We start from the raw sequence: 19,912 nt of genomic DNA on the forward strand, positions 1-19,912 counted from the left end.
TACTCTATACTCCTAATTATTCACAGTTTAAAAATAAGAAAACAAAAATTTGTAACTTTTTCGTTTTGAATACATAAATATAAAATAAGTTATCCCTTAGAAGGGAGGGTCTGCAATGAAGATTAATTTCTTATTTACCTGGTCTAAAGATGAAGATGAGGACTTAAAATCAGTAGGCGGGGGCTTTAACGTACCAGCTCCCTTCAAATGGATATTTTCTGTATTCAAAAAATAAATCATATTTCAATTAATATGGGAACTAAAATAGGTACTAAACTAGATAAAATAGCACCACTAACAAAAGAAATAACAATTATTTCAGTCTGATTAGTAGTCTTAGAAATCAAAGGCAAAGTAGTATCCATTGTTGTAGCTCCACCTGGAGCAATAATGGATACCTTCGCACCTAATTTAGCCATAATAGGGATTAAAATAATAGCAATCAACTCTCGAAAAACATTTGTTAAAAATGCTAAAGCACCTAATTTAGCACTATAAATTTTAGCCAATAATACACCAGATAAACTATACCAACCAAAACCAGCTCCTATAGCACTAGCTTCATTAAAAGGTAAACCTAATAGTTTACCACTTATAACTGCACCACTAATACTACCTATAGCAATTAAAATAGGAATTAAGAGCAATTTAAAACCAAACTCTTTTAATTTATTCAGTACTTCTTTGTTACCACCAATATCAATTCCAACTCCAAATAATAAGACTGCTAATAAATATGTAGAAGTTGAACTCAAATAATTTATTAAGTTACTTGGCATTATAAAGTGGCCTAATAATATTCCAAGTATAAGTGTAGCTATAATTGCAATAAACATCCTTAATCCTCCTTACCAGATAATTCAAAGAATAAAATCAAGATTATACTACCTATTATAGAACCAACTGCTAATATAATTGCTTTAAATCCAATTTGCTCTAGATTAGACAGGATTTGAGGATTGGCCCCAATTTCAACTCCCATTGTAAATAATAATAAAAATAATCCTCCTAATACTAAATAATCACTAAATTTAGCAACATTATCTGGTACTAAATCTAAAAAACCTATTGTAAGTCCTATTATTAATGAACCTATAATCAACCACATACTCTACACTCCTTAGTTTAATAAATAATATGTTATAATTATAACATACTTAATCTTGCCAGTAAATCAATTAATTTAAAGGCTTTCTAGCTAGAAAGCCTTTAAATTCAGTCTTTTTTTATCCCGATTGCCCTATCTTCAGCTTTAACCTTAACTGGTAATACAAGCTTCATCTTTTCTTTATTTTGTAAGCTATTTAAGTTGTTGATTTGTCTCATTCTTTTTAAGTTAATATGATACTCCTTAGCAATTTGCTTTAAAGTATCTCCGGCTTTAACCAAATAATAGTGGTCTTTACGAACAGGAATCTTTAGCTTGTCACCCACTTTTAATTGAGGAAAACCAGGTTGATTATTAACAGACATAATTTTAGTAAAAGAAATATTAAATAACTCACTAACTGTTAATAATGTATCCCCTTTTTGAACTTGATATTTAAAAGAATTAGTCTCTACCTGATGTTTTATATCATTAGTTATAATTTTGGGTGTAATAAAAATAATCAATTCTTTCTTCTTTTTTTCAGTCCGACTACTTTGGAATAACTTACCTAAAATTGGGATATCACCTAATAGAGGAACTTTAGCTAAACTTCTAATTTCTTTTTCTTTAATCAAACCTCCAATAGCAATTGTTCTACCGGTAGGCACTCTAATATTAGTCTTTACCTCTCGAGTACTTATAATTGGATATTTTCCTGTATCATCATACCCATTAACTACACTTACCTTAAAATTAACCTGAATAAATACTTGCTTATCACTAACCACTTGCGGGGTAATCTTTAGATTGATTCCTACATTTTTAAATTCAACTTTAGTCTCTCCATCAGCATTAGTCTGGGCTATTGGTACCTGGTCACCAATAGTAATACTAGCTTCTTTTCCTGCAACTGTTGTTATCTGAGGATTAGCCAATACCGAAGCTTGCCCCTTATTCTCTAATATTTTTAAAAATTTTCTGTATTTAATCCCCATTCCTAAATCTCGAATATTTATTATACCTTCCCCTTCTGGCTTAACAGTGAAATTATTTAGACTCCAATTGACACCTAATTCCTCTAACTTATTCCAGGATACTTCTTCTATTCTAGCTTGTAAAGCAACTTGTTTTTTAGCTTGATCCAGCCTATCAATTAATTTCTTAATCTTAGGAATCTGATTTTTATAAGCAGTAACTACTAAACTACTTGTTCGCTGGTCTACTTTAATTAAGCTATCCTTTATCATTGAATCTAGTACTTCTTTTATCTCTGTAGGAGTAGCATTCTCTAACTTAAACACATAAGTTGCTCTGCTACCAAAGCCTTGTTTTAACTTATTTGGAGTAGCTACTACCACAGTATTATTAATTACTTTATAAGCTAATCCATTTGTTTTAGCTAGTAATTCTACTGCTTCTAAAAAAGAAATTTTCTCTAAATGAACTGTTATCCTACCAGTAACAGAATTATCAGTTATAAGGTTCATATTAGCTATATCTGCTAGGGCTCTAAAAGCATCTTGTAACTCTATTCCTTTAAAATTAAGACTAATATCATCCCCTTTAGCACTACAAACTAAACTTTGCCCTAAAATTAAAATTACTACTAATACCACCGTAATCTTCTTTAGTTTAATTATTTGCACCTCCAAATTGATAGAAAAAATATTGTTTCCCTCTTTTAACTGTTATCCTATTATCCATTATATTACATATTTCTAAATCATTAACCTTATCTCCTGGTTGTAAGATATAGCTTTTTCCTGAATTAAATTTAATGATCACTTTTTTATTAATAGCATCTTTTATAATTCCTAAAACTTTTATTATAGGCTTATTGTCTTTAATCTCTTTAGGTGTCACCTTTTCTTTTTGAGCTTTTAAAATAGATTTAAAGGGATTAGAATAGCCTTCTAGGTTATTATCTAGCCTTATTTTATTTGGTTGTACTGGCGTTTGTCTCTCCTCTTGTTGATTAAGTTCTTGGTATTGATACTCTTGGTGTTTATTAGCGATTTCACTAATTCTTCTCTTGAATTTAGTCAAGTTTTGCTTAGCACTTCTATCTAAAATAAAAAAAATCAAGCTACCACTAATAATAGTTACCAATAAACTACCACCTAAGATTAATAATTTATCTCTCAAATTTATATTAAGGTTCATTATTATCTCCTTTTATTGCAAATAAGCTACTAATTTTAAGTTAACTAGCACCTGATTATTTGGTTTTAGTCCTGAACTAACAGTTAATGCTTCTACCTTAACTAGATAATTTAACCTCTCTACTTGCTTTATAAAACTTAAAAGTGCTTGATAATTTGCTTTTAGTTCAAGTGTAATAGGAAATTTAAGATATCTTCCTTTTTCTGTTAAAGAGTGAGGCGTCATTGTTATTAGATCCACCCTTGTATTAAAGATAAAATTATTTAAGGCAATAATTAATTTACTTCTTTCATTTTGAGGCAACAGCCTTTTTTCTTTCATTTCTAACTCTTTTTTTAATCTTTGGTACTCTCTTTTTAAATTCCTCTGCTTACCTAACTTCTTGCTCTTAACCTTTAATTGCTGAATTTTTAGTTCAATCTTTTTTTCTAATCTAGCTATCTTCTTAAGCTGAGGTTGATATAGATAAAAATAACTTCCTAGACTTAAAATCAAGACTATCCCCATCACAATTAATCTTTTTTCTCTAGAAGTTAACCCCTGCTCTAGCATTCAAATCCTCCCTAATAAATACTAGTTTTCCTTGTAATTGATAATAAAGGATCTTTTTTAGATTATAATCTTTATTTGATAAATCCCTTTGCTCTATAAATTCTACAGATAACTCTTTAATAAAAGGCATCTTATTTAATCTATTTATAATTATTTTTAAATTTCTTCGTTTTACCGTATATCCTAGTAGCTTAAAAGAATTATAATTATAAATAGTCAGTTTTGATATCCAACTCTGATTAGGTATTACTGAACTTAGTTCTTTTAAAATAATAGTTGTTTTAACTTTATCTCTACCAATACTTTTTCTTTCTGTTAAAGCATTCTTTATTTTCTTTATCTTCTTCTCAAGTTTTTTTAATTGCTCTTCCTGAAGATTGATTTGGCCTAATTGTTTATTTACTAAATTCACTTTTTTTTCTAATTTATGGACCTTAACTAATAAATTAAAATAATAAAACCCACAACTTAAAACCAAAGTAGTTCCTAAAATCACACTAATAAATGTCTTACTATTTAATCTGCTTTTTTTATAACTTGAGGGTAATAGATTAGCCATTGCTTTTTAACCCCCTAATTGCCAATCCGATTGCTACTCCTAATGATGATGAAAAATTAGAGATAGAATTTGAATTTTCTTCTTTAATCTCTATACAATCTAAACTAGTTAATAACTCTATTTCTATTTTAAATTCATTCTCTAAATGATTAATTAATCCCGTTAAATTACTACCTTGGCCTGTTAAAAATAACTTATTTAATTCATAATCATTATATTTAACTTGAAAATAATCTAGTGAACGATAAATAGCTGTGACCCAACTTCTAATTACAGGCCTTAATTTATCATCACTAAAAATATTATTATTCAATTTATAATCCTCAGCTTCTTTTAAATCGAGTTGATAAGAATCTGCTATTTCTTCTGTGATATTTTGACTACCCGCTTCAATAGTTCTAGTAAATAAAAGCTCCCCTGCTTCATAAATTGAAACATCTGTGGTTAAACCACCAATATCTACTACCCCCACGATTTGTTTAGTATCTAAACATTGTAATACATTAGTCATAGCTGTAGCTTCAATTTCAATTGCCACTGGATCTAATCTAAGACGCTTAAATAACTTTAGGTAAGTATTAATTACTTCCTCTTTAACTGCTATTACTAACAATTGATATGCCCCATTACCTTTTTTAAGTATTTCATAATCTAAGATAGCATCTTCTACTGCCACAGGAAGTTGGCCCTTAGCTTCCCATTTCACTGCCTCGGCCAATTCTTCAGCTGGCATACTAGGTACTTCAACTGTTCTAATAATTACCTCTTCTCCACTAACAGCAGTAACAATTTTATGGGCCTTAAATTTATTTTCTTTTAATAAACAATTGATTTTTTCTGCTAATAAATCTATATCATTTAGTACTCCTTCTTGAACTGCTGCTTGAGGAGTCTTAGCAACCGCAACATTAGTTAATAATATAGTATCATTTTCCTTTTCTAGCTCTACTATCTTAATTAAGTTATTACCGATATCTAAACCAATTACTTGTTGTTTAAATAAATTTTTTATTGTATTTAGTATCCCCATTACTTCACCTCACTTAATCTTCTTGCCAAGAGATAATTGCTACTTTTTCTTGAGCTAAGTATAACCTATTATAATTAGGTAATCTAGGACTTATACTTGGGTTATTACCATAAAAGATAAAATCATCTGGGGTTAATAATAAGCCATTAAAAGTTATATTATTAACTTTTCCAGTTGGCCCACCTAATTTAATCCCTTCTTGAGCATAAACTAAACAATTATTCATTACTAATTTATTAGCACTACCATTAACTAAAAATTCACCCTTAATAATAAAATAAATATTCTCTAAAGATGAGTGGAGATTAGCATTAGTAATTCTTAAATCACCATCTACTACAAGAATTGCTGGTTGCTCTTTTGCTCTAGCACTAAAGGTTGTATTCTTTAAATCTACATTAATATCTGATTTAATATAGAAGATTTCACCTTTTATATCTCGATTATTAAAGAGTAGATTACTATTATAAATATTATTGCTTTGCTTTGCTTTTGCTTTATATTTATCAAAGTTAAATCTAGGAATAGTAGTGGCCATAGTAACTAATTCATCCAGATTATTATTTTTCTTACCATTACTTTTTATCTTACTTTCTCCACCTACAATAATATTTTTTCTAGGGTGTTGAGTAACTAAAGACTTTAAGCTATTAATATTTCTACTACCAGTTATTCTAACTGTAATAGTAATCTTTTTAGTTACTTCTCCAATCTTACTTATAGAATTAATTTTTAAATTACCCTTACTATCATAAATATTAGATAAATTAATCTTTTCATCTTCAACTCTAATTACTGTAGGTAAGTGCTTTAGATTTAATCTTCCCTTTTTTAATTGACTATTAATAATATCTATACTTCTTTCTATTCCTGCTTCCGCTAAATAAAGAGCTTGAATATTCTTTTGGTAGTGGTTGACTGACTTTAGTTCATTATTTATTAGTACACTAGTTCCAATGACTAATATCATTAATATAGTGATCACCAGTAATGATAAATAAATAGTAAAACCTTGTTCACTAGTAAACATTTTATTTAGTCCCTTCCATTTTATAATATCTAGGATAAACTTGGTGGTTACTAAGCTTATAACTTTGGTTTTGATTAGCTAAAATTAAATCTATGATTATCACTTGGTTAGCTGATTGTTTAAATTTAATCTCCTTTACTTCTTCAAAAGCAATGGACAACTTATCTATATTATCCCACCTACTACCGGGCCAAGCTCCTAAACCATCTATAACCTGATAATAAACTGTTTCTTGTTTGGAGTTAAAATAATATCTAATATATTTTTGCTTACCTTGTTTAATTATTAATTCAAAATCACTTTTAATCCTTAGTTTATCAGCTTGTCTAATTTGTTCTTCTAGCTGACTAATAATCAATCTAGCTTGTTGCTGTAAGTTAACTTGTTGGTAATTAAACTGATAAAACTTCCAACCAATTGAATGAATATCAATGATAATAATACTAACTATACTAATCATAACTAACACAACTAATAGCTCAACTAAAGTAAAGCCTTGATTATAATTCTTCATTATTATCATCTTCTTGAAAGCAAAGTTACAAGCTCTAAGCTTTGCTTATTTTCCCATAAAATTTTAACCTTTATCTTTTTAATATCACGCTCACCTTGATAAGGAAGTATAATGACTTTTCTTTTAAACTTTATTCCCTGGGAGATAATTCCTGTATATTGGGTAGCCTTTAACTCTAAATTGCTGAATTTAGTCGCTTTAAGTCCTTCTATAGCCTGTTGGCCCAAGTGTAATGCCTTAGTTCGGTATTTTACTTGCTGAATAACCTTAGTTTGCTTAACTAAAAAGCCCATAATTGGGAGTAGAGCACTAGAGAGGATAACTAGCCCCACCATCACTTCAACTAAAGTCATTCCTTCTTCTTGCTTTAGTAACATATTATTTATGCTCCTTAATTAGTATAATTGAAAATAAAAATTAATAATAGGCTCTCGAAACAACAAAACCAGTATAGTCCCAATAGCAATAAATGGGCCAAAAGGAATCCTACTTTTCCGATTTTTAATCCCTAAACTTATTAATCCTACTCCTAGAATTGAGCCTATCAAAGAACCAAAAAAGATACCTACTAAGGTATCTCTAAGGCCAATAAATGAACCAATCATAGCTACTAATTTAACATCTCCTAGTCCCATTCCACCAACTAAAGCAATAATTAATAGTAAACCAGCCGGAATTAAAAGTCCCAGTAATGAAGCTCTAACAGAAATATGATTAAATACTACACTAGCTAATAAACCAGATATAATCCCTAAGTAAGTTATTTTATTGGGGATAATCATTAACTTAAAATCAATCACACTAGCCACAATTAGTAAAGCAACTAACAAACTATAAGTCATAAATTGACTACTTAAATGATATTGCTGGAAAAGACCAACTACTAGCCCCCCAGTTACTAACTCAACTAGTGGATACTGCCTTGAAACCTTTGTATTACAATAACGACATCTACCTCTCAATAATAAATAACTTAGCACCGGCACCAAATCCAGTGCAGCTAATTTAGTTTTACACTTTGGACAATAAGATCGGGAAACAGCTACCCCTTCACCTTGAGGTAGACGATAAATTAAAACATTTAAAAAACTACCTACTATCAGACCTGATAAAAAGATTAATGCTAACATTTGTCACATCCTTTGGTAAATCAGCTTTATTTAAATTAGAGCTTAGTTGCAGCACTTTCTTTTGTTCCAAAACCTTTTTCTCCAATATAAAAGGTAGTATCTGTATTACCACTTTCAATTTCTATTAAATAACCTTTACTGTTTCCATCATTATCAACAGTATAAGTAAAAGAATCAGATTTAATATCTGGTTTAATATCTGGTAAACTAACTGTCGTTAATGTATCATCTAAAGCAGCATAATCAGCTACATCTGTAGTTGATGGATATTTCCCATGTGATACATAATACATCTCCATCCCACTTCTAATTGTACTTGCTGCTGCTTTTATTTGAGTATCTCTAGCTTTCCCTAATACACCACTTAATTTAGGAATAGCAATCCCTGCTAAAATCCCAATCACAGCAATTACAACCATTAATTCAATTAATGTAAATCCTGACTCTCTTCTTGTTTTTTTAAACATTAATCCCACTCCTTTTAAAATTTTAAATTCCTTGCATCAAATTAAATAAAGGCATCATCACTGACGTAACAATTCCTCCTACTACTAAACCCAATAACAAAATTAATACTGGCTCAAGTAAAGATACAACCTGCTCAATTGTATATTCTACCTCACGATCATAAAAATCAGCTACCTTATTTAACATCTGGGCCAAGGTTCCTGTCTCTTCTCCTAACTCAATCATCTGTAAAAACATCTGAGGAAATATAGTACTCTTTTCTAAAGGAGTTACCATACTTTGGCCTTGACTAATATTTTCTCTAGCTTCAATAATCTTATCTGTAATTACCTGATTAGTTACTACATTACTTACTACATCTAACCCCTCTAAAATAGAAACACCACTCTCTAATAAAACACCTAAAGTTTTACTTAATCTACCAAGGGAGACTTTAATAATCAAATTACTAATCACAGGTATTCTCAATAATAGAGCATCTACCTTTCTTTGGCCCTCAGTTGTTTGATAATAACGTCTAGCTACTAATCCACTAATCAATATAGCTAATATAACTACATACCAATAATCTCCTAAAAAAGTACTTAAAGCTAATAAAGCACGAGTAATTAATGGTAACCTAACATCAAACTGAGCGAACATACCTACAAAAGTAGGTAAAATAAATGTTACTAAAAAGACAACTACATTGACTGAAATTAAAGTAATTACAGCCGGATAAACTAAAGCAGAAGTCACCTTCTGTTGAATCTCTCGCTCTCGTTCAAAGTAATTAGCCATTTCTTCTAAAGTATTATCTAATACCCCACCTGTTTCACCTACTCTTACCATACTAATAAATAATTTAGAAAAAATATCCTCTTGCTCAACTAAAGCCTCTGATAATGCAGTTCCCTTCTCTACCTCTTCTTTAATTGAACTAACTGCTTCTTTTAATTTAGGATTAGGGGTCTGTTCTTTTAATACTCCTAAAGTCCTAACTAAAGATAAACCTGAATTTATCATTGTTGCAAACTGACGACAAAAAATACTTAAATCTTTTAGCTTTACTCTTCTCCATTGCTTAAAGATTTTTCCTAAATTCTTTCTTTCAGATTTTTCTTCAATTCTAGTTAAATAATAACCTTGCTCTCTTAATTGATCAACTGCACTATCTTTATTTCTAGCCTCAATAACCCCATCTACTAAATTACCAACTTGATCTCTTGCTTTATAATCAAAACGAGGCGTAATAAAGCACCCCCTTAAATTAACTTTTCTAATGTCTGACGATCATTTGCTTGTTCTAATGCAACTTGATGACTAATTTTTCCTTGTAAATATAAATCTCGTAAAGAATAATCCATAGTATGCATACCCTCATGTTTACTTGTTTGCATTACTGAATCTAATTGATGATTCTTTCCCTCACGAATTAAATTTTTAACTGCAGAATTTACTAATAATAGTTCAGTAGCTACTTTTCGTTCTAATCCATCAACTGTAGGTAATAATTGTTGGGCTAATACTCCTTTTAAATTCATAGATAACTGTGTTCTAATTTGTTCCTGTTGATAAGGTGGAAACACATTAATAATACGATCAATAGTCTCAGCAGCATTATTAGTATGTAAGGTTGCTAATACTAAATGACCAGTCTCTGCAGCAGTAATAGCAGTTGAAATAGTTTCTAAATCCCTCATTTCACCAACTAAAATGATATCAGGGTCTTGCCTTAAAGCAGCCTTAAGACCACTAGCAAAATCAATAGTATCCCTGCCTACTTCACGTTGATTAACTAGACTTTTTTTATGTTGGTGTATATATTCAATTGGATCCTCTAAAGTAATAATATGCTTACTATAATTTTGATTAACTAAATTAATCATAGCAGCTAAAGTAGTTGACTTTCCACTACCAGTTGGCCCAGTAACCAAAAAAAGTCCTCTCGGTTCTACAGCTAATTTCTTTAACTTTTCTGGCAAACCTAAGCTATCCAAATCATCAATCTGATTAGGAATAATTCGTAATACTAAAGCTGGATTATTTCTTTGATAAAAAGCATTAACTCTAAATCTATATCCATCCCACTGATAAGCAAAGTCTAATTCTTTATCTGCTTCAAATTGATTCCTTCTATCCTCTAATAATTCATCTACTAAATTATTAATTTTATCTTTATTTACAATTTTGTCATTCATCTTTTGCAATCTACCATTAACTCTGACCATAGGTTCTGTCCCCATAGTCAAATGAATATCTGAAGCTCCTAACCTAATCCCTTCAGTTAATAAATTCTCTAATTTCACTACAAACTCCTTCCTCCCCTAGCTAAATTTTAGTGACTCTCATCGCCTCTTCTAAGCTAGTTATCCCTTTTTCTACCTTTTTTAAAGCAGCATCTTCAAGAGTATTCATACCTTTTGTTTTTGCTACTGATTCAATTTTAGCTGCTGATACTTTTTCTACTACTAATTCTTTTATTTTAGCTTCTACCTCTAACAATTCGTATATTGCAGTCCTTCTTTTATACCCTGCCTGATTACAGCTTCTACATCCTTCCCCTTGATAATGTTTAAAACTATCTTTTACTTCTAAAGTTTTAGGAGGAAGTAACTTTTCGCTTTCTACTTTACAATTATCACAAATCTTTCTTACTAATCTCTGAGCTATAACACCTAGCACTGAAGAAGCAACCAAATAAGGTTCAATCCCCATATCTATTAATCTTGTTAGAGCTCCTGCAGATTGATTAGTATGTAAAGTGCTTAATACTAGATGACCAGTCATAGCAGCATGAATAGCTATCTTTGCTGTCTCCTTATCTCTAATCTCCCCTATCATTATTACATCCGGGTCTTGACGTAAAATAGATCGTAAACCATTAGCAAAACTAAGTCCTGCTTTAGAATTAGTCTGTACTTGATTAACCCCTTTTAATTTATATTCTACTGGATCCTCTACAGTAATAATATTTTTACTACTAGCATCCATAAAATTCAAAGCAGAATAAAGGGTCGTCGTCTTACCACTGCCAGTTGGCCCAGTTATCAATAACATACCATGAGGTTGATTAATCATCTTCTTAAAAGCAGGTTTAGCCTCAACAGATAAGCCTAACTCATCAATACTTAACATTACATTATCTTTATCTAAAATTCTAATAACAACCTTCTCACCTTCTACAGTAGGTAAAGTGGAAATTCTTAAATCAACCTTAGTATTAGCTAATTTCATCTGAATTCTTCCGTCTTGAGGTAATCTTCTTTCAGCTATATCCATTTCAGCCATAATCTTTATTCTAGAAACTAGAGCCGAAAGTGTCTGCTTAGGTATATTCATTTCTGTATGTAGTATCCCATCAATTCTATATCTTACTTGCACTTGATCTTCATCCGGCTCTATATGAATATCACTAGCTCTTGCTTTAACTGCTCTAGCAATAATGCTATTTACCAATCTAACTATTGGAGCATCTTCTACCATCTGCTGTAAATTATTATCTTCTAATTGGCCTGAATTAATCCTATCTATTTTTAAATCTACATCCTCCATAAATTCATTAACAATATCAGTCTCACCAAAATACTGATTTATAGCATTTTGAATTTCTTCCTCACTAGAGATACCTGGAATTACTTCACAATTAGTTTTTATCCTAATATCATCAATTGCTAAAATATCCAAAGGATCAGCCATAGCTACAGTTAAGGCATTATCTTTTTGTTTTACTGGAATAGCCTTATGTCGTTCAGCTAAAGATTTAGGAATCATATTAATAACTTCAGGATCAATTATCATTTGTTTTAAATCTAGCCGGGGAATTCCTAACTGAAATTCTAATGCCTCCATTACACTCTCATCAGTTACCAACCCCATCCTTTTTAATATATTCCCTAATCGTTGCTCAGTATTTTTCTGCCTTTTTAATGCTTCATTCAATTCTTCTTCAGTAATAAAACCGGCCTCTACCAAAATATCCCCTAACCTTTTCTTTTTAATCATTAGTTCACCTCATTTAATTACCAATTAATACTATTATAACCAATTAAATAAATTTAATTATGAGACAAAAAATAGATAAATAAAACCGCCCTAAAACTTAGATAAGATCTAAGAATATAGGACGGTTTCACCATTAACTCCATATAACCTAGGTGACCAAATATGAGTTATACTTCATCGTTCCTAAATTATTTGATTTATCACAAACATAATAATCTATATAATAAATTTATCATCTATTTCATTATTTTGTCAAGTGAAATAAAATATAATTATATGGCTAACAAAAAAATAAAAAAATCTCCCTCTACAAAGGAGATTAATTGGGGTGGATGACGGGATTCGAACCCACGGCCTCAGGAGCCACAATCCTGCGCTCTAACCAACTGAGCTACACCCACCACGATATTTAATTGATAATTAACAATGGAGAATTTACAATCGAATTCAAAATCTAAAACCTAAAATTATATAGTTTTTTGTCTTTAGGGTTTAATTGTCAATTCTCAATTGTACATTGTAAATTGATTGATATGGCGTGCTTGGGAGGATTCGAACCCCCGACCCACGGCTTAGAAGGCCGTTGCTCTGTCCAGCTGAGCTACAAGCACTTATTTAATTGGAGCGGGAAACCGGACTCGAACCGGCGACACCCAGCTTGGAAGGCTGGTGCTCTAGCCAACTGAGCTACTCCCGCATATTAAATTAAGTGGTGGCAAGACCCGGATTCGAACCGGGGACACGAGGATTTTCAATCCACTGCTCTACCGACTGAGCTATCTCGCCACAATTAAAATTATGGTTGCGGGAGCTGGATTCGAACCAGCGACCTCCGGGTTATGAGCCCGACGAGCTACCAACTGCTCTATCCCGCGTCAATGGTGAGCCATGGAGGACTCGAACCTCCGACACCCAGATTAAAAGTCTGGTGCTCTTCCAGCTGAGCTAATGGCCCAGAATTTAATTGGTGGAGATAGTCGGGTTCGAACCGACGACCTCTTGTCTGCCAGACAAACGCTCTCCCAGCTGAGCTATATCCCCACACTTTAAACGCTGAAATGGTGGGCGAAACAGGACTTGAACCTGTGGCCCCCTGCTTGTAAGGCAGGTGCTCTCCCAACTGAGCTATTCGCCCGCAATATTAACTGAATAGTCTAAAAAGAACTTAATCTATTTCAAATAGTAAACTTGGTACCCCCAAGGGGATTCGAACCCCTGCCGCCAGGATGAAAACCTGGTATCCTAGGCCACTAGACGATGGGGGCCTAGCTGAATTTTATTCCTATTAGAATCATAAAAATAATTGGGGTGGATGACGGGATTCGAACCCACGGCCTCAGGAGCCACAATCCTGCGCTCTAACCAACTGAGCTACATCCACCATGATATTTAATTGATAATTAACAATGGAGAATTTACAATTGAATTCAAAATCCAAAACCTAAAATTATATAGTTTTTTGTCTTTAGGGTTTAATTGTCAATTCTCAATTGTACATTGCAAATTGATTGATATGGCGTGCTTGGGAGGATTCGAACCCCCGACCCACGGCTTAGAAGGCCGTTGCTCTGTCCAGCTGAGCTACAAGCACTTATTTAATTGGAGCGGGAAACCGGACTCGAACCGGCGACACCCAGCTTGGAAGGCTGGTGCTCTAGCCAACTGAGCTACTCCCGCATATTAATGGTGCGAAGGGTGGGAGTCGAACCCACACGCCTTGCGGCACTAGATCCTAAGTCTAGCGTGTCTGCCAGTTCCACCACCTTCGCATATTAAGTTAAGTGGTGGCAAGACCCGGATTCGAACCGGGGACACGAGGATTTTCAATCCACTGCTCTACCGACTGAGCTATCTCGCCACAATTAAAATTATGGTTGCGGGAGCTGGATTCGAACCAGCGACCTCCGGGTTATGAGCCCGACGAGCTACCAACTGCTCTATCCCGCGTCAATGGTGAGCCATGGAGGACTCGAACCTCCGACACCCAGATTAAAAGTCTAGTGCTCTTCCAGCTGAGCTAATGGCCCATCTAATGGAGCTGACGACCGGAGTTGAACCGGTAACCTGCTGATTACAAGTCAGCTGCTCTGCCAATTGAGCTACGTCAGCATTATGGCGGGGACGACGAGATTCGAACTCGCGATCTCCGGCGTGACAGGCCGGCGTGTTAACCAACTACACCACATCCCCATAAATGGTGGGCGAAACAGGACTTGAACCTGTGACCCCCTGCTTGTAAGGCAGGTGCTCTCCCAACTGAGCTATTCGCCCGCAATATTAACTAAATAGATTTAAAAAGAACTTGATCTATTTTAAATAGTAAACTTGGTACCCCCAAGGGGATTCGAACCCCTGCCGCCAGGATGAAAACCTGGTATCCTAGGCCACTAGACGATGGGGGCCTAGTCAAATTGTTAGTTTTATTGGCTGGGGTGGCTGGATTTGAACCAACGAGTGCAGGAGTCAAAGTCCTGTGCCTTACCACTTGGCGACACCCCATTAATAGTTTATCCTTATTAACACAAGGAGTATTATATACTATTAATTACTAACTGTCAAGAAATAATTCAATTGATTCTGGCAGCGACCTACTCTCCCATAAGGCTGCCCCTATAGTACCATCGGCGCTGGAGGACTTAACTGCTGTGTTCGAGATGGTCCTTCGAACCGGCACATCCTGTGCCACTTAGGACACTAGAACATCCGTGTTCGTCGGGAACAGGTGTTACCCCTCCGCAATCACCACCAGAATATTTTATTACACTTTCAAAACTGCACAATAGTCATTCTAGATTAAACCCTCGCTCTATTAGTACCAGTCAGCTTAATGTGTTACCACACTTACACCTCTGGCCTATCTACCTGATAGTTCTATCAGGGATCTTACTGGATTATTCCATGGGATATCTAATCTTGAGATCTGCTTCACGCTTAGATGCTTTCAGCGCTTATCAGTTCCGCACTTAGCTACTCAACAATGCCAATGGTTGACAATTGATCCACCAGCGGTACATCCATCCCGGTCCTCTCGTACTAGGGATAGTTTCTCTCAAATATCCTGCGCCCACGACGGATAGGGACCGAACTGTCTCACGACGTTCTGAACCCAGCTCGCGTGCCGCTTTAATGGGCGAACAGCCCAACCCTTGGAACCTGCTCCAGCTCCAGGATGCGACGAGCCGACATCGAGGTGCCAAACCTCCCCGTCGATGTGAACTCTTGGGGGAGATAAGCCTGTTATCCCCGGGGTAACTTTTATCCGTTGCGCGATGGCAATTCCATTCTTAGCCATCGGATCACTAAGCCCTACTTTCGTACCTGCTCGACCTGTATGTCTTGCAGTCAAGCTCCCTTATGCCTTTACACTCTACGTGTGATTTCCGACCACACTGAGGGAACCTTTGGGCGACTCCGTTACTCTTTAGGAGTCGACCGCCCCAGTCAAACTGCCCGTCTGAAACTGTCCCAGCACTAGATTATAGCGCTTGGTTAGAATCACGGCACAATAAGAGTGGTATCCCAATGATGGCTCCATCGACACTAGCGTGCCGATTTCAAAGCCTCCCACTTATACTGTACATAGTGTACCAAAATTCAATATCAGACTGCAGTAAAGCTCCACGGGGTCTTTCCGTCCAGTCGCGGGTAGTCTGCATCTTCACAGACACTTCAATTTCACCGAGTCCTTCGTCGAGACAGTGCTTAGGTCGTTTCGCCATTCGTGCAGGTCGGAACTTACCCGACAAGGAATTTCGCTACCTTAGGACCGTTATAGTTACGGCCGCCGTTCACTGGGGCTTAAGTTCGATGCTTTAGAACATAGTTCCTAACATCTCCCCGTGACCTTCCAGCACCGGGCAGGCGTCAGCCCCTATACTTCGACTTGCGTCTTAGCAGAGACCTGTGTTTTTGGTAAACAGTCGCCTAAGCTTCTTTGTTGCAACCTCTTTGCGCATAACGCTAATGAGGTACCCCTTCTCCCTAAGTTACGGGGCTAATTTGCCGAGTTCCTTGACGAAGGTTCTCTCGCGCGCCTTAGAATTCTCATCTAGTCCACCTGTGTCAGTTTACGGTACGGGTACCTACTAACTTGTTAGAGGTTTTTCTTGGCAGTGGAGAATCAATTGCTTCGTTTCCGTAGAAACTCCTGGTCACACCTTAGAGTTAATGATGATCCGGATTTACCTAAATCATCCTCCTTAGTGCTTCAACCTGATATACCGTTCTCAGGCAAACCTATCTTCCTGCGTCACCTCTTCACTCAAATGCTAATAGGTAGTGTCGGATTTTTAACCGACTATCCATCACCTACGCCTTTCGGCCTTGGCTTAGGACCCGACTTACCCTGAGCGGACGAGCCTTGCTCAGGAAACCTTGGACTTTCGGCGAATAGGATTCTCACCTATTTCTCGTTACTCATACCGGCATTATCGCTTCTATACAGTCCATAGCTCCTTTCGGTACTACTTCTTCCCGTATAGAATGCTCCCCTACCATTGGATTAACCAATCCGCAGTTTCGGTGGTAAACTTAAGCCCCGTATATTTTTGGCGCAAGACCACTCGACCAGTGAGCTATTACGCACTCTTTAAATGAATGGCTGCTTCTAAGCCAACATCCTGGTTGTCTAGGCAGTCTCACTTCCTTTGCCACTTAGTTTACACTTTGGGACCTTAACTGGCGGTCTGGGTTGTTTCCCTCTCGACTATGAAGCTTATCCCACATAGTCTGACTCTTAAGTTCTCTATATCAGCCTTCGGAGTTTGACTGGATTCGGTAGCTTGGGTAAGCCCCTAGTCCAATCAGTGCTCTACAGCCAATATAGCAATCTTAAGGCTAGCCCTAAAGCTATTTCGGGGAGAACCAGCTATCTCCGAGTTCGATTGGCCTTTCACCCCTATCCACAGCTCATCCCATGACTTTTCAACGTCAATGCGGTTTGGACCTCCACATGCTATTACACATGCTTCATCCTGGCCATGGATAGATCACTCGGTTTCGGGTCTATGCTAAGCGACTTACGCCCTCTTCAGACTCGCTTTCGCTTCGGCTTCACCTTTTTGGCTTAACCTGTGCCACTTAACATAACTCGCCGGTTCGTTAAGCAAAAAGCACGCCATCAGGCACATACGCCCTCTGACCGCTTGTAAGCATATGGTTTCAAGGTCTATTTCACTCCCCTCCCGGGGTTCTTTTCATCTTTCCCTCACGGTACTGGTTCACTATCGGTCGCTAGTTAGTATTTAGCCTTAGGAGATGGTCCTCCTTGCTTCCCACGAGGTTCCACGTGACTCATGGTACTTAGGTGCTATTTAGATCCTTTTTAGTTTTCATCTACTGGACTATTACCATCTGTGGTGTAGCTTCCCAACTACTTCAATTAACTAAAAAGATATCTATAATACTTTTATGGTAGTATCATAATAGACCTACTACCCTGTAATAGCAATGCCCATAAGCTTATACACTATTACAGTTTGGACTCTTCCCCTTTCGCTCGCCGCTACTTAGGGAATCGATTTTCTTTCTTTTCCTAGGGTTACTAAGATGTTTCAGTTCGCCCCGTTACCCTCTTAGAGTTATTCTAGTTAGCTCTAAGATAACATGGGTTACCATGTTAAGTGCTCTCATTAGGAAATCCCTGGATTATCACTTGTTTGCAGCTTACCAAGGCTTATCGCAGCTTGCCACGTCCGTCTTCGGCTTCTAGCGCCTAGATATCCACCATACGCCCTTACTAGTTTAATCTAGATTAATCGCTATTGTGCAGTTTTCAAGGTGCAATTGAGACTTCTCAGTCTCTCAAAACTAAACAATGTAGGATTGACTATCTTCGTGTTTAACTCCTTAGAAAGGAGGTGATCCAGCCGCACCTTCCGGTACGGCTACCTTGTTACGACTTCACCCCCCTTATCGGGCACACCTTCGGCACTTCCTTCTAAAAGTTAGGTCAGTGACTTCTGGTGCCCCCAACTCGGGTGGTGTGACGGGCGGTGTGTACAAGGCCCGAGAACGGATTCACCGTGGCATTCTGATCCACGATTACTAGCGACTCCAGCTTCATGCAGATGAGTTGCAATCTGCAATCCGAACTGAGGTCTACTTTTGGGGATTTGCTCCACCTTGCGGCTTCGCTCCCCTCTGTATAAACCATTGTAGCACGTGTGTAGCCCAGAACATAAGGGGCATGATGACTTGACGTCATCCCCACCTTCCTCCGCGTTGCTCCCGCGGCAGTCTTCTTAGAGTCCCCATCACTACATGCTGGCAACTAAGAATAGGGGTTACGCTCGTTGCGGGACTTAACCCAACATCTCACGACACGAGCTGACGACAGCCATGCACCACCTGTCATCTGTGTTCCAAAAGGAAAAGTTCTTGTTAAAGAACGATCACAGGGATGTCAAGTTCTGGTAAGGTTCTTCGCGTTGCTTCGAATTAAACCACATGCTCCGCCGCTTGTGCGGGCCCCCGTCAATTCCTTTGAGTTTCAACCTTGCGGTCGTAATCCCCAGGCGGGATACTTAAAGCGTTAACTACGGCACCGAAGGAGTTGAACCTCCAACACCTAGTATCCAGCGTTTACAGCTAGGACTACCGGGGTATCTAATCCCGTTTGATACCCTAGCTTTCGTACCTCAGCGTCAGAGTCAAGCCAGAAGACTGCTTTCGCCATTGGTATTCTTCCTGATATCTACGTATTTCACCACTACACCAGGAATTCCATCTTCCTCTCTTGCTCTCAAGTCTAACAGTTTCAAAGGCACTTCATTGGTTAAGCCAATGGATTTCACCTCTGACTTGCTAGACCGCCTGCGTACCCTTTACGCCCAGTAATTCCGGACAACGCTAGCCCCTTACGTGTTACCGCGGCTGCTGGCACGTAATTAGCCGGGGCTTCCTTTAAAGGTACCGTCAATTCTAGCAGTTATTCACTACTAAAGTGTTCTTCCCTAAAGACAGAGCTTTACGACCCTAAGGCCTTCATCACTCACGCGGCGTTGCTCCGTCAGGCTTTCGCCCATTGCGGAAGATTCCCCACTGCAGCCTCCCGTAGGAGTCTGGGCCGTGTCTCAGTCCCAGTGTGGCCGATCACCCTCTCAGGTCGGCTACCCATCGTTGCCTTGGTGAGCTGTTATCTCACCAACTAGCTAATGGGACGCAAGCTCATCTTTAAGCAATAGTAATACCATCTTTCCTCCAAAGGAGTATATCTGGTATTAGCCCCTCTTTCGAAGAGTTATCCCAGACTTAAAGGTAGATACTTACGCGTTACTCACCCGTTCGCTGCTTTACTTGTTACCCGAAGGTAACTTTCTCGCACAACTTGCATGTGTTAAGCACGCCGCCAGCGTTCGTCCTGAGCCAGGATCAAACTCTCCGAATAAAGGA

At 36.7% G+C, this 19,912-nt stretch carries 15 protein-coding genes, 21 tRNA genes, 3 rRNA genes and 1 riboswitch; all 39 genes read right to left on the reverse strand.

The window, feature by feature from the left end:
- Positions 1 to 236: 236 nt before the first annotated feature.
- Positions 237 to 836 (reverse strand): LysO family transporter, encoded by a 600-nt coding sequence (locus HALHA_RS08705; RefSeq protein ID WP_015327429.1) that lies wholly within the window; start codon positions 834 to 836, stop codon positions 237 to 239.
- A gap of 2 nt (positions 837 to 838) precedes the next feature.
- On the reverse strand, positions 839 to 1,108 hold the full coding sequence (locus HALHA_RS08710; protein WP_015327430.1) for a LysO family transporter: 270 nt from the start codon (positions 1,106 to 1,108) through the stop codon (positions 839 to 841).
- Positions 1,109 to 1,215: 107 nt separating this feature from the next.
- A complete protein-coding gene (locus HALHA_RS08715) occupies positions 1,216 to 2,706 on the reverse strand; it encodes a LysM peptidoglycan-binding domain-containing protein (protein WP_156801229.1) in 1,491 nt (496 codons plus the stop codon).
- Positions 2,707 to 2,722: 16 nt separating this feature from the next.
- On the reverse strand, positions 2,723 to 3,253 hold the full coding sequence (locus HALHA_RS08720) for a hypothetical protein (protein ID WP_015327432.1): 531 nt from the start codon (positions 3,251 to 3,253) through the stop codon (positions 2,723 to 2,725).
- A gap of 12 nt (positions 3,254 to 3,265) precedes the next feature.
- Positions 3,266 to 3,805, reverse strand: coding sequence for a type IV pilus inner membrane component PilO (locus tag HALHA_RS08725; protein ID WP_015327433.1), 540 nt, complete (start codon positions 3,803 to 3,805; stop codon positions 3,266 to 3,268).
- On the reverse strand, positions 3,780 to 4,364 hold the full coding sequence (locus tag HALHA_RS08730; protein WP_015327434.1) for a PilN domain-containing protein: 585 nt from the start codon (positions 4,362 to 4,364) through the stop codon (positions 3,780 to 3,782). Before HALHA_RS08730 ends, HALHA_RS08725 begins: the two co-directional genes overlap by 26 nt.
- The gene (gene pilM, locus HALHA_RS08735; protein WP_015327435.1) at positions 4,357 to 5,394 is read right to left on the reverse strand and encodes a type IV pilus assembly protein PilM; all 1,038 of its coding nucleotides are present in this window, start codon (positions 5,392 to 5,394) and stop codon (positions 4,357 to 4,359) included. The genes HALHA_RS08730 and pilM overlap by 8 nt, the downstream gene beginning before the upstream one ends.
- Before the next feature lie 13 nt (positions 5,395 to 5,407).
- Positions 5,408 to 6,424, reverse strand: coding sequence for a pilus assembly PilX N-terminal domain-containing protein (locus tag HALHA_RS08740; RefSeq protein ID WP_015327436.1), 1,017 nt, complete (start codon positions 6,422 to 6,424; stop codon positions 5,408 to 5,410).
- 1 nt (position 6,425) lies between these two features.
- Entirely contained in the window at positions 6,426 to 6,938 is a 513-nt protein-coding gene (locus HALHA_RS08745; RefSeq protein ID WP_041607761.1) for a prepilin-type N-terminal cleavage/methylation domain-containing protein, read from the reverse strand.
- Positions 6,939 to 6,943: 5 nt separating this feature from the next.
- Positions 6,944 to 7,315 (reverse strand): type IV pilus modification PilV family protein, encoded by a 372-nt coding sequence (locus tag HALHA_RS08750; protein ID WP_015327438.1) that lies wholly within the window; start codon positions 7,313 to 7,315, stop codon positions 6,944 to 6,946.
- An 18-nt stretch (positions 7,316 to 7,333) separates the two neighbouring features.
- The gene (locus tag HALHA_RS08755; RefSeq protein ID WP_015327439.1) at positions 7,334 to 8,068 is read right to left on the reverse strand and encodes a prepilin peptidase; all 735 of its coding nucleotides are present in this window, start codon (positions 8,066 to 8,068) and stop codon (positions 7,334 to 7,336) included.
- 35 nt (positions 8,069 to 8,103) lie between these two features.
- The gene (locus HALHA_RS13065) at positions 8,104 to 8,535 is read right to left on the reverse strand and encodes a type II secretion system protein (RefSeq protein ID WP_015327440.1); all 432 of its coding nucleotides are present in this window, start codon (positions 8,533 to 8,535) and stop codon (positions 8,104 to 8,106) included.
- A 22-nt stretch (positions 8,536 to 8,557) separates the two neighbouring features.
- Positions 8,558 to 9,799, reverse strand: coding sequence for a type II secretion system F family protein (locus HALHA_RS08765; protein WP_342662856.1), 1,242 nt, complete (start codon positions 9,797 to 9,799; stop codon positions 8,558 to 8,560).
- A complete protein-coding gene (locus HALHA_RS08770; RefSeq protein WP_015327442.1) occupies positions 9,781 to 10,824 on the reverse strand; it encodes a type IV pilus twitching motility protein PilT in 1,044 nt (347 codons plus the stop codon). The genes HALHA_RS08765 and HALHA_RS08770 overlap by 19 nt, the downstream gene beginning before the upstream one ends.
- A gap of 22 nt (positions 10,825 to 10,846) precedes the next feature.
- The gene (locus tag HALHA_RS08775; protein ID WP_015327443.1) at positions 10,847 to 12,520 is read right to left on the reverse strand and encodes a GspE/PulE family protein; all 1,674 of its coding nucleotides are present in this window, start codon (positions 12,518 to 12,520) and stop codon (positions 10,847 to 10,849) included.
- Between the two features lie 110 nt (positions 12,521 to 12,630).
- Positions 12,631 to 12,713: riboswitch (cyclic di-GMP riboswitch) on the reverse strand.
- A gap of 131 nt (positions 12,714 to 12,844) precedes the next feature.
- Positions 12,845 to 12,921: transfer RNA gene (locus tag HALHA_RS08780), tRNA-His, on the reverse strand.
- Positions 12,922 to 13,054: 133 nt separating this feature from the next.
- Positions 13,055 to 13,131: transfer RNA gene (locus HALHA_RS08785), tRNA-Arg, on the reverse strand.
- 9 nt (positions 13,132 to 13,140) lie between these two features.
- Positions 13,141 to 13,217 (reverse strand) — tRNA-Gly (locus HALHA_RS08790).
- A 13-nt stretch (positions 13,218 to 13,230) separates the two neighbouring features.
- Positions 13,231 to 13,306: transfer RNA gene (locus HALHA_RS08795), tRNA-Phe, on the reverse strand.
- Between the two features lie 13 nt (positions 13,307 to 13,319).
- A tRNA-Met gene (locus HALHA_RS08800) sits at positions 13,320 to 13,395 on the reverse strand.
- Positions 13,396 to 13,399: 4 nt separating this feature from the next.
- Positions 13,400 to 13,475 (reverse strand) — tRNA-Lys (locus HALHA_RS08805).
- A gap of 10 nt (positions 13,476 to 13,485) precedes the next feature.
- Positions 13,486 to 13,561 (reverse strand) — tRNA-Ala (locus HALHA_RS08810).
- 18 nt (positions 13,562 to 13,579) lie between these two features.
- Positions 13,580 to 13,655, reverse strand: a tRNA-Val gene (locus HALHA_RS08815).
- Positions 13,656 to 13,709: 54 nt separating this feature from the next.
- Positions 13,710 to 13,785: transfer RNA gene (locus HALHA_RS08820), tRNA-Glu, on the reverse strand.
- A 39-nt stretch (positions 13,786 to 13,824) separates the two neighbouring features.
- A tRNA-His gene (locus HALHA_RS08825) sits at positions 13,825 to 13,901 on the reverse strand.
- Positions 13,902 to 14,034: 133 nt separating this feature from the next.
- Positions 14,035 to 14,111, reverse strand: a tRNA-Arg gene (locus HALHA_RS08830).
- A gap of 9 nt (positions 14,112 to 14,120) precedes the next feature.
- Positions 14,121 to 14,197 (reverse strand) — tRNA-Gly (locus HALHA_RS08835).
- Between the two features lie 7 nt (positions 14,198 to 14,204).
- Positions 14,205 to 14,289: transfer RNA gene (locus HALHA_RS08840), tRNA-Leu, on the reverse strand.
- Between the two features lie 13 nt (positions 14,290 to 14,302).
- Positions 14,303 to 14,378 (reverse strand) — tRNA-Phe (locus HALHA_RS08845).
- A 13-nt stretch (positions 14,379 to 14,391) separates the two neighbouring features.
- Positions 14,392 to 14,467, reverse strand: a tRNA-Met gene (locus HALHA_RS08850).
- Positions 14,468 to 14,471: 4 nt separating this feature from the next.
- A tRNA-Lys gene (locus HALHA_RS08855) sits at positions 14,472 to 14,547 on the reverse strand.
- Positions 14,548 to 14,553: 6 nt separating this feature from the next.
- Positions 14,554 to 14,629 (reverse strand) — tRNA-Thr (locus tag HALHA_RS08860).
- A 4-nt stretch (positions 14,630 to 14,633) separates the two neighbouring features.
- Positions 14,634 to 14,710: transfer RNA gene (locus HALHA_RS08865), tRNA-Asp, on the reverse strand.
- Between the two features lie 5 nt (positions 14,711 to 14,715).
- Positions 14,716 to 14,791 (reverse strand) — tRNA-Val (locus HALHA_RS08870).
- Between the two features lie 55 nt (positions 14,792 to 14,846).
- Positions 14,847 to 14,922, reverse strand: a tRNA-Glu gene (locus HALHA_RS08875).
- Between the two features lie 22 nt (positions 14,923 to 14,944).
- Positions 14,945 to 15,019: transfer RNA gene (locus HALHA_RS08880), tRNA-Gln, on the reverse strand.
- 76 nt (positions 15,020 to 15,095) lie between these two features.
- Positions 15,096 to 15,219 (reverse strand): 5S ribosomal RNA (gene rrf, locus HALHA_RS08885).
- Positions 15,220 to 15,309: 90 nt separating this feature from the next.
- Positions 15,310 to 18,268, reverse strand: a 23S ribosomal RNA gene (locus HALHA_RS08890).
- A gap of 103 nt (positions 18,269 to 18,371) precedes the next feature.
- A 16S ribosomal RNA gene (locus HALHA_RS08895) occupies positions 18,372 to 19,907 on the reverse strand.
- Together the 16S, 23S and 5S rRNA genes with 21 tRNA genes alongside form the textbook arrangement of a ribosomal RNA operon.
- Positions 19,908 to 19,912: the final 5 nt, after the last annotated feature.

The organism is Halobacteroides halobius DSM 5150 (genome assembly GCF_000328625.1).
In the GTDB taxonomy this organism is placed as follows: Bacteria; Bacillota; Halanaerobiia; order Halobacteroidales; family Halobacteroidaceae; genus Halobacteroides; species Halobacteroides halobius.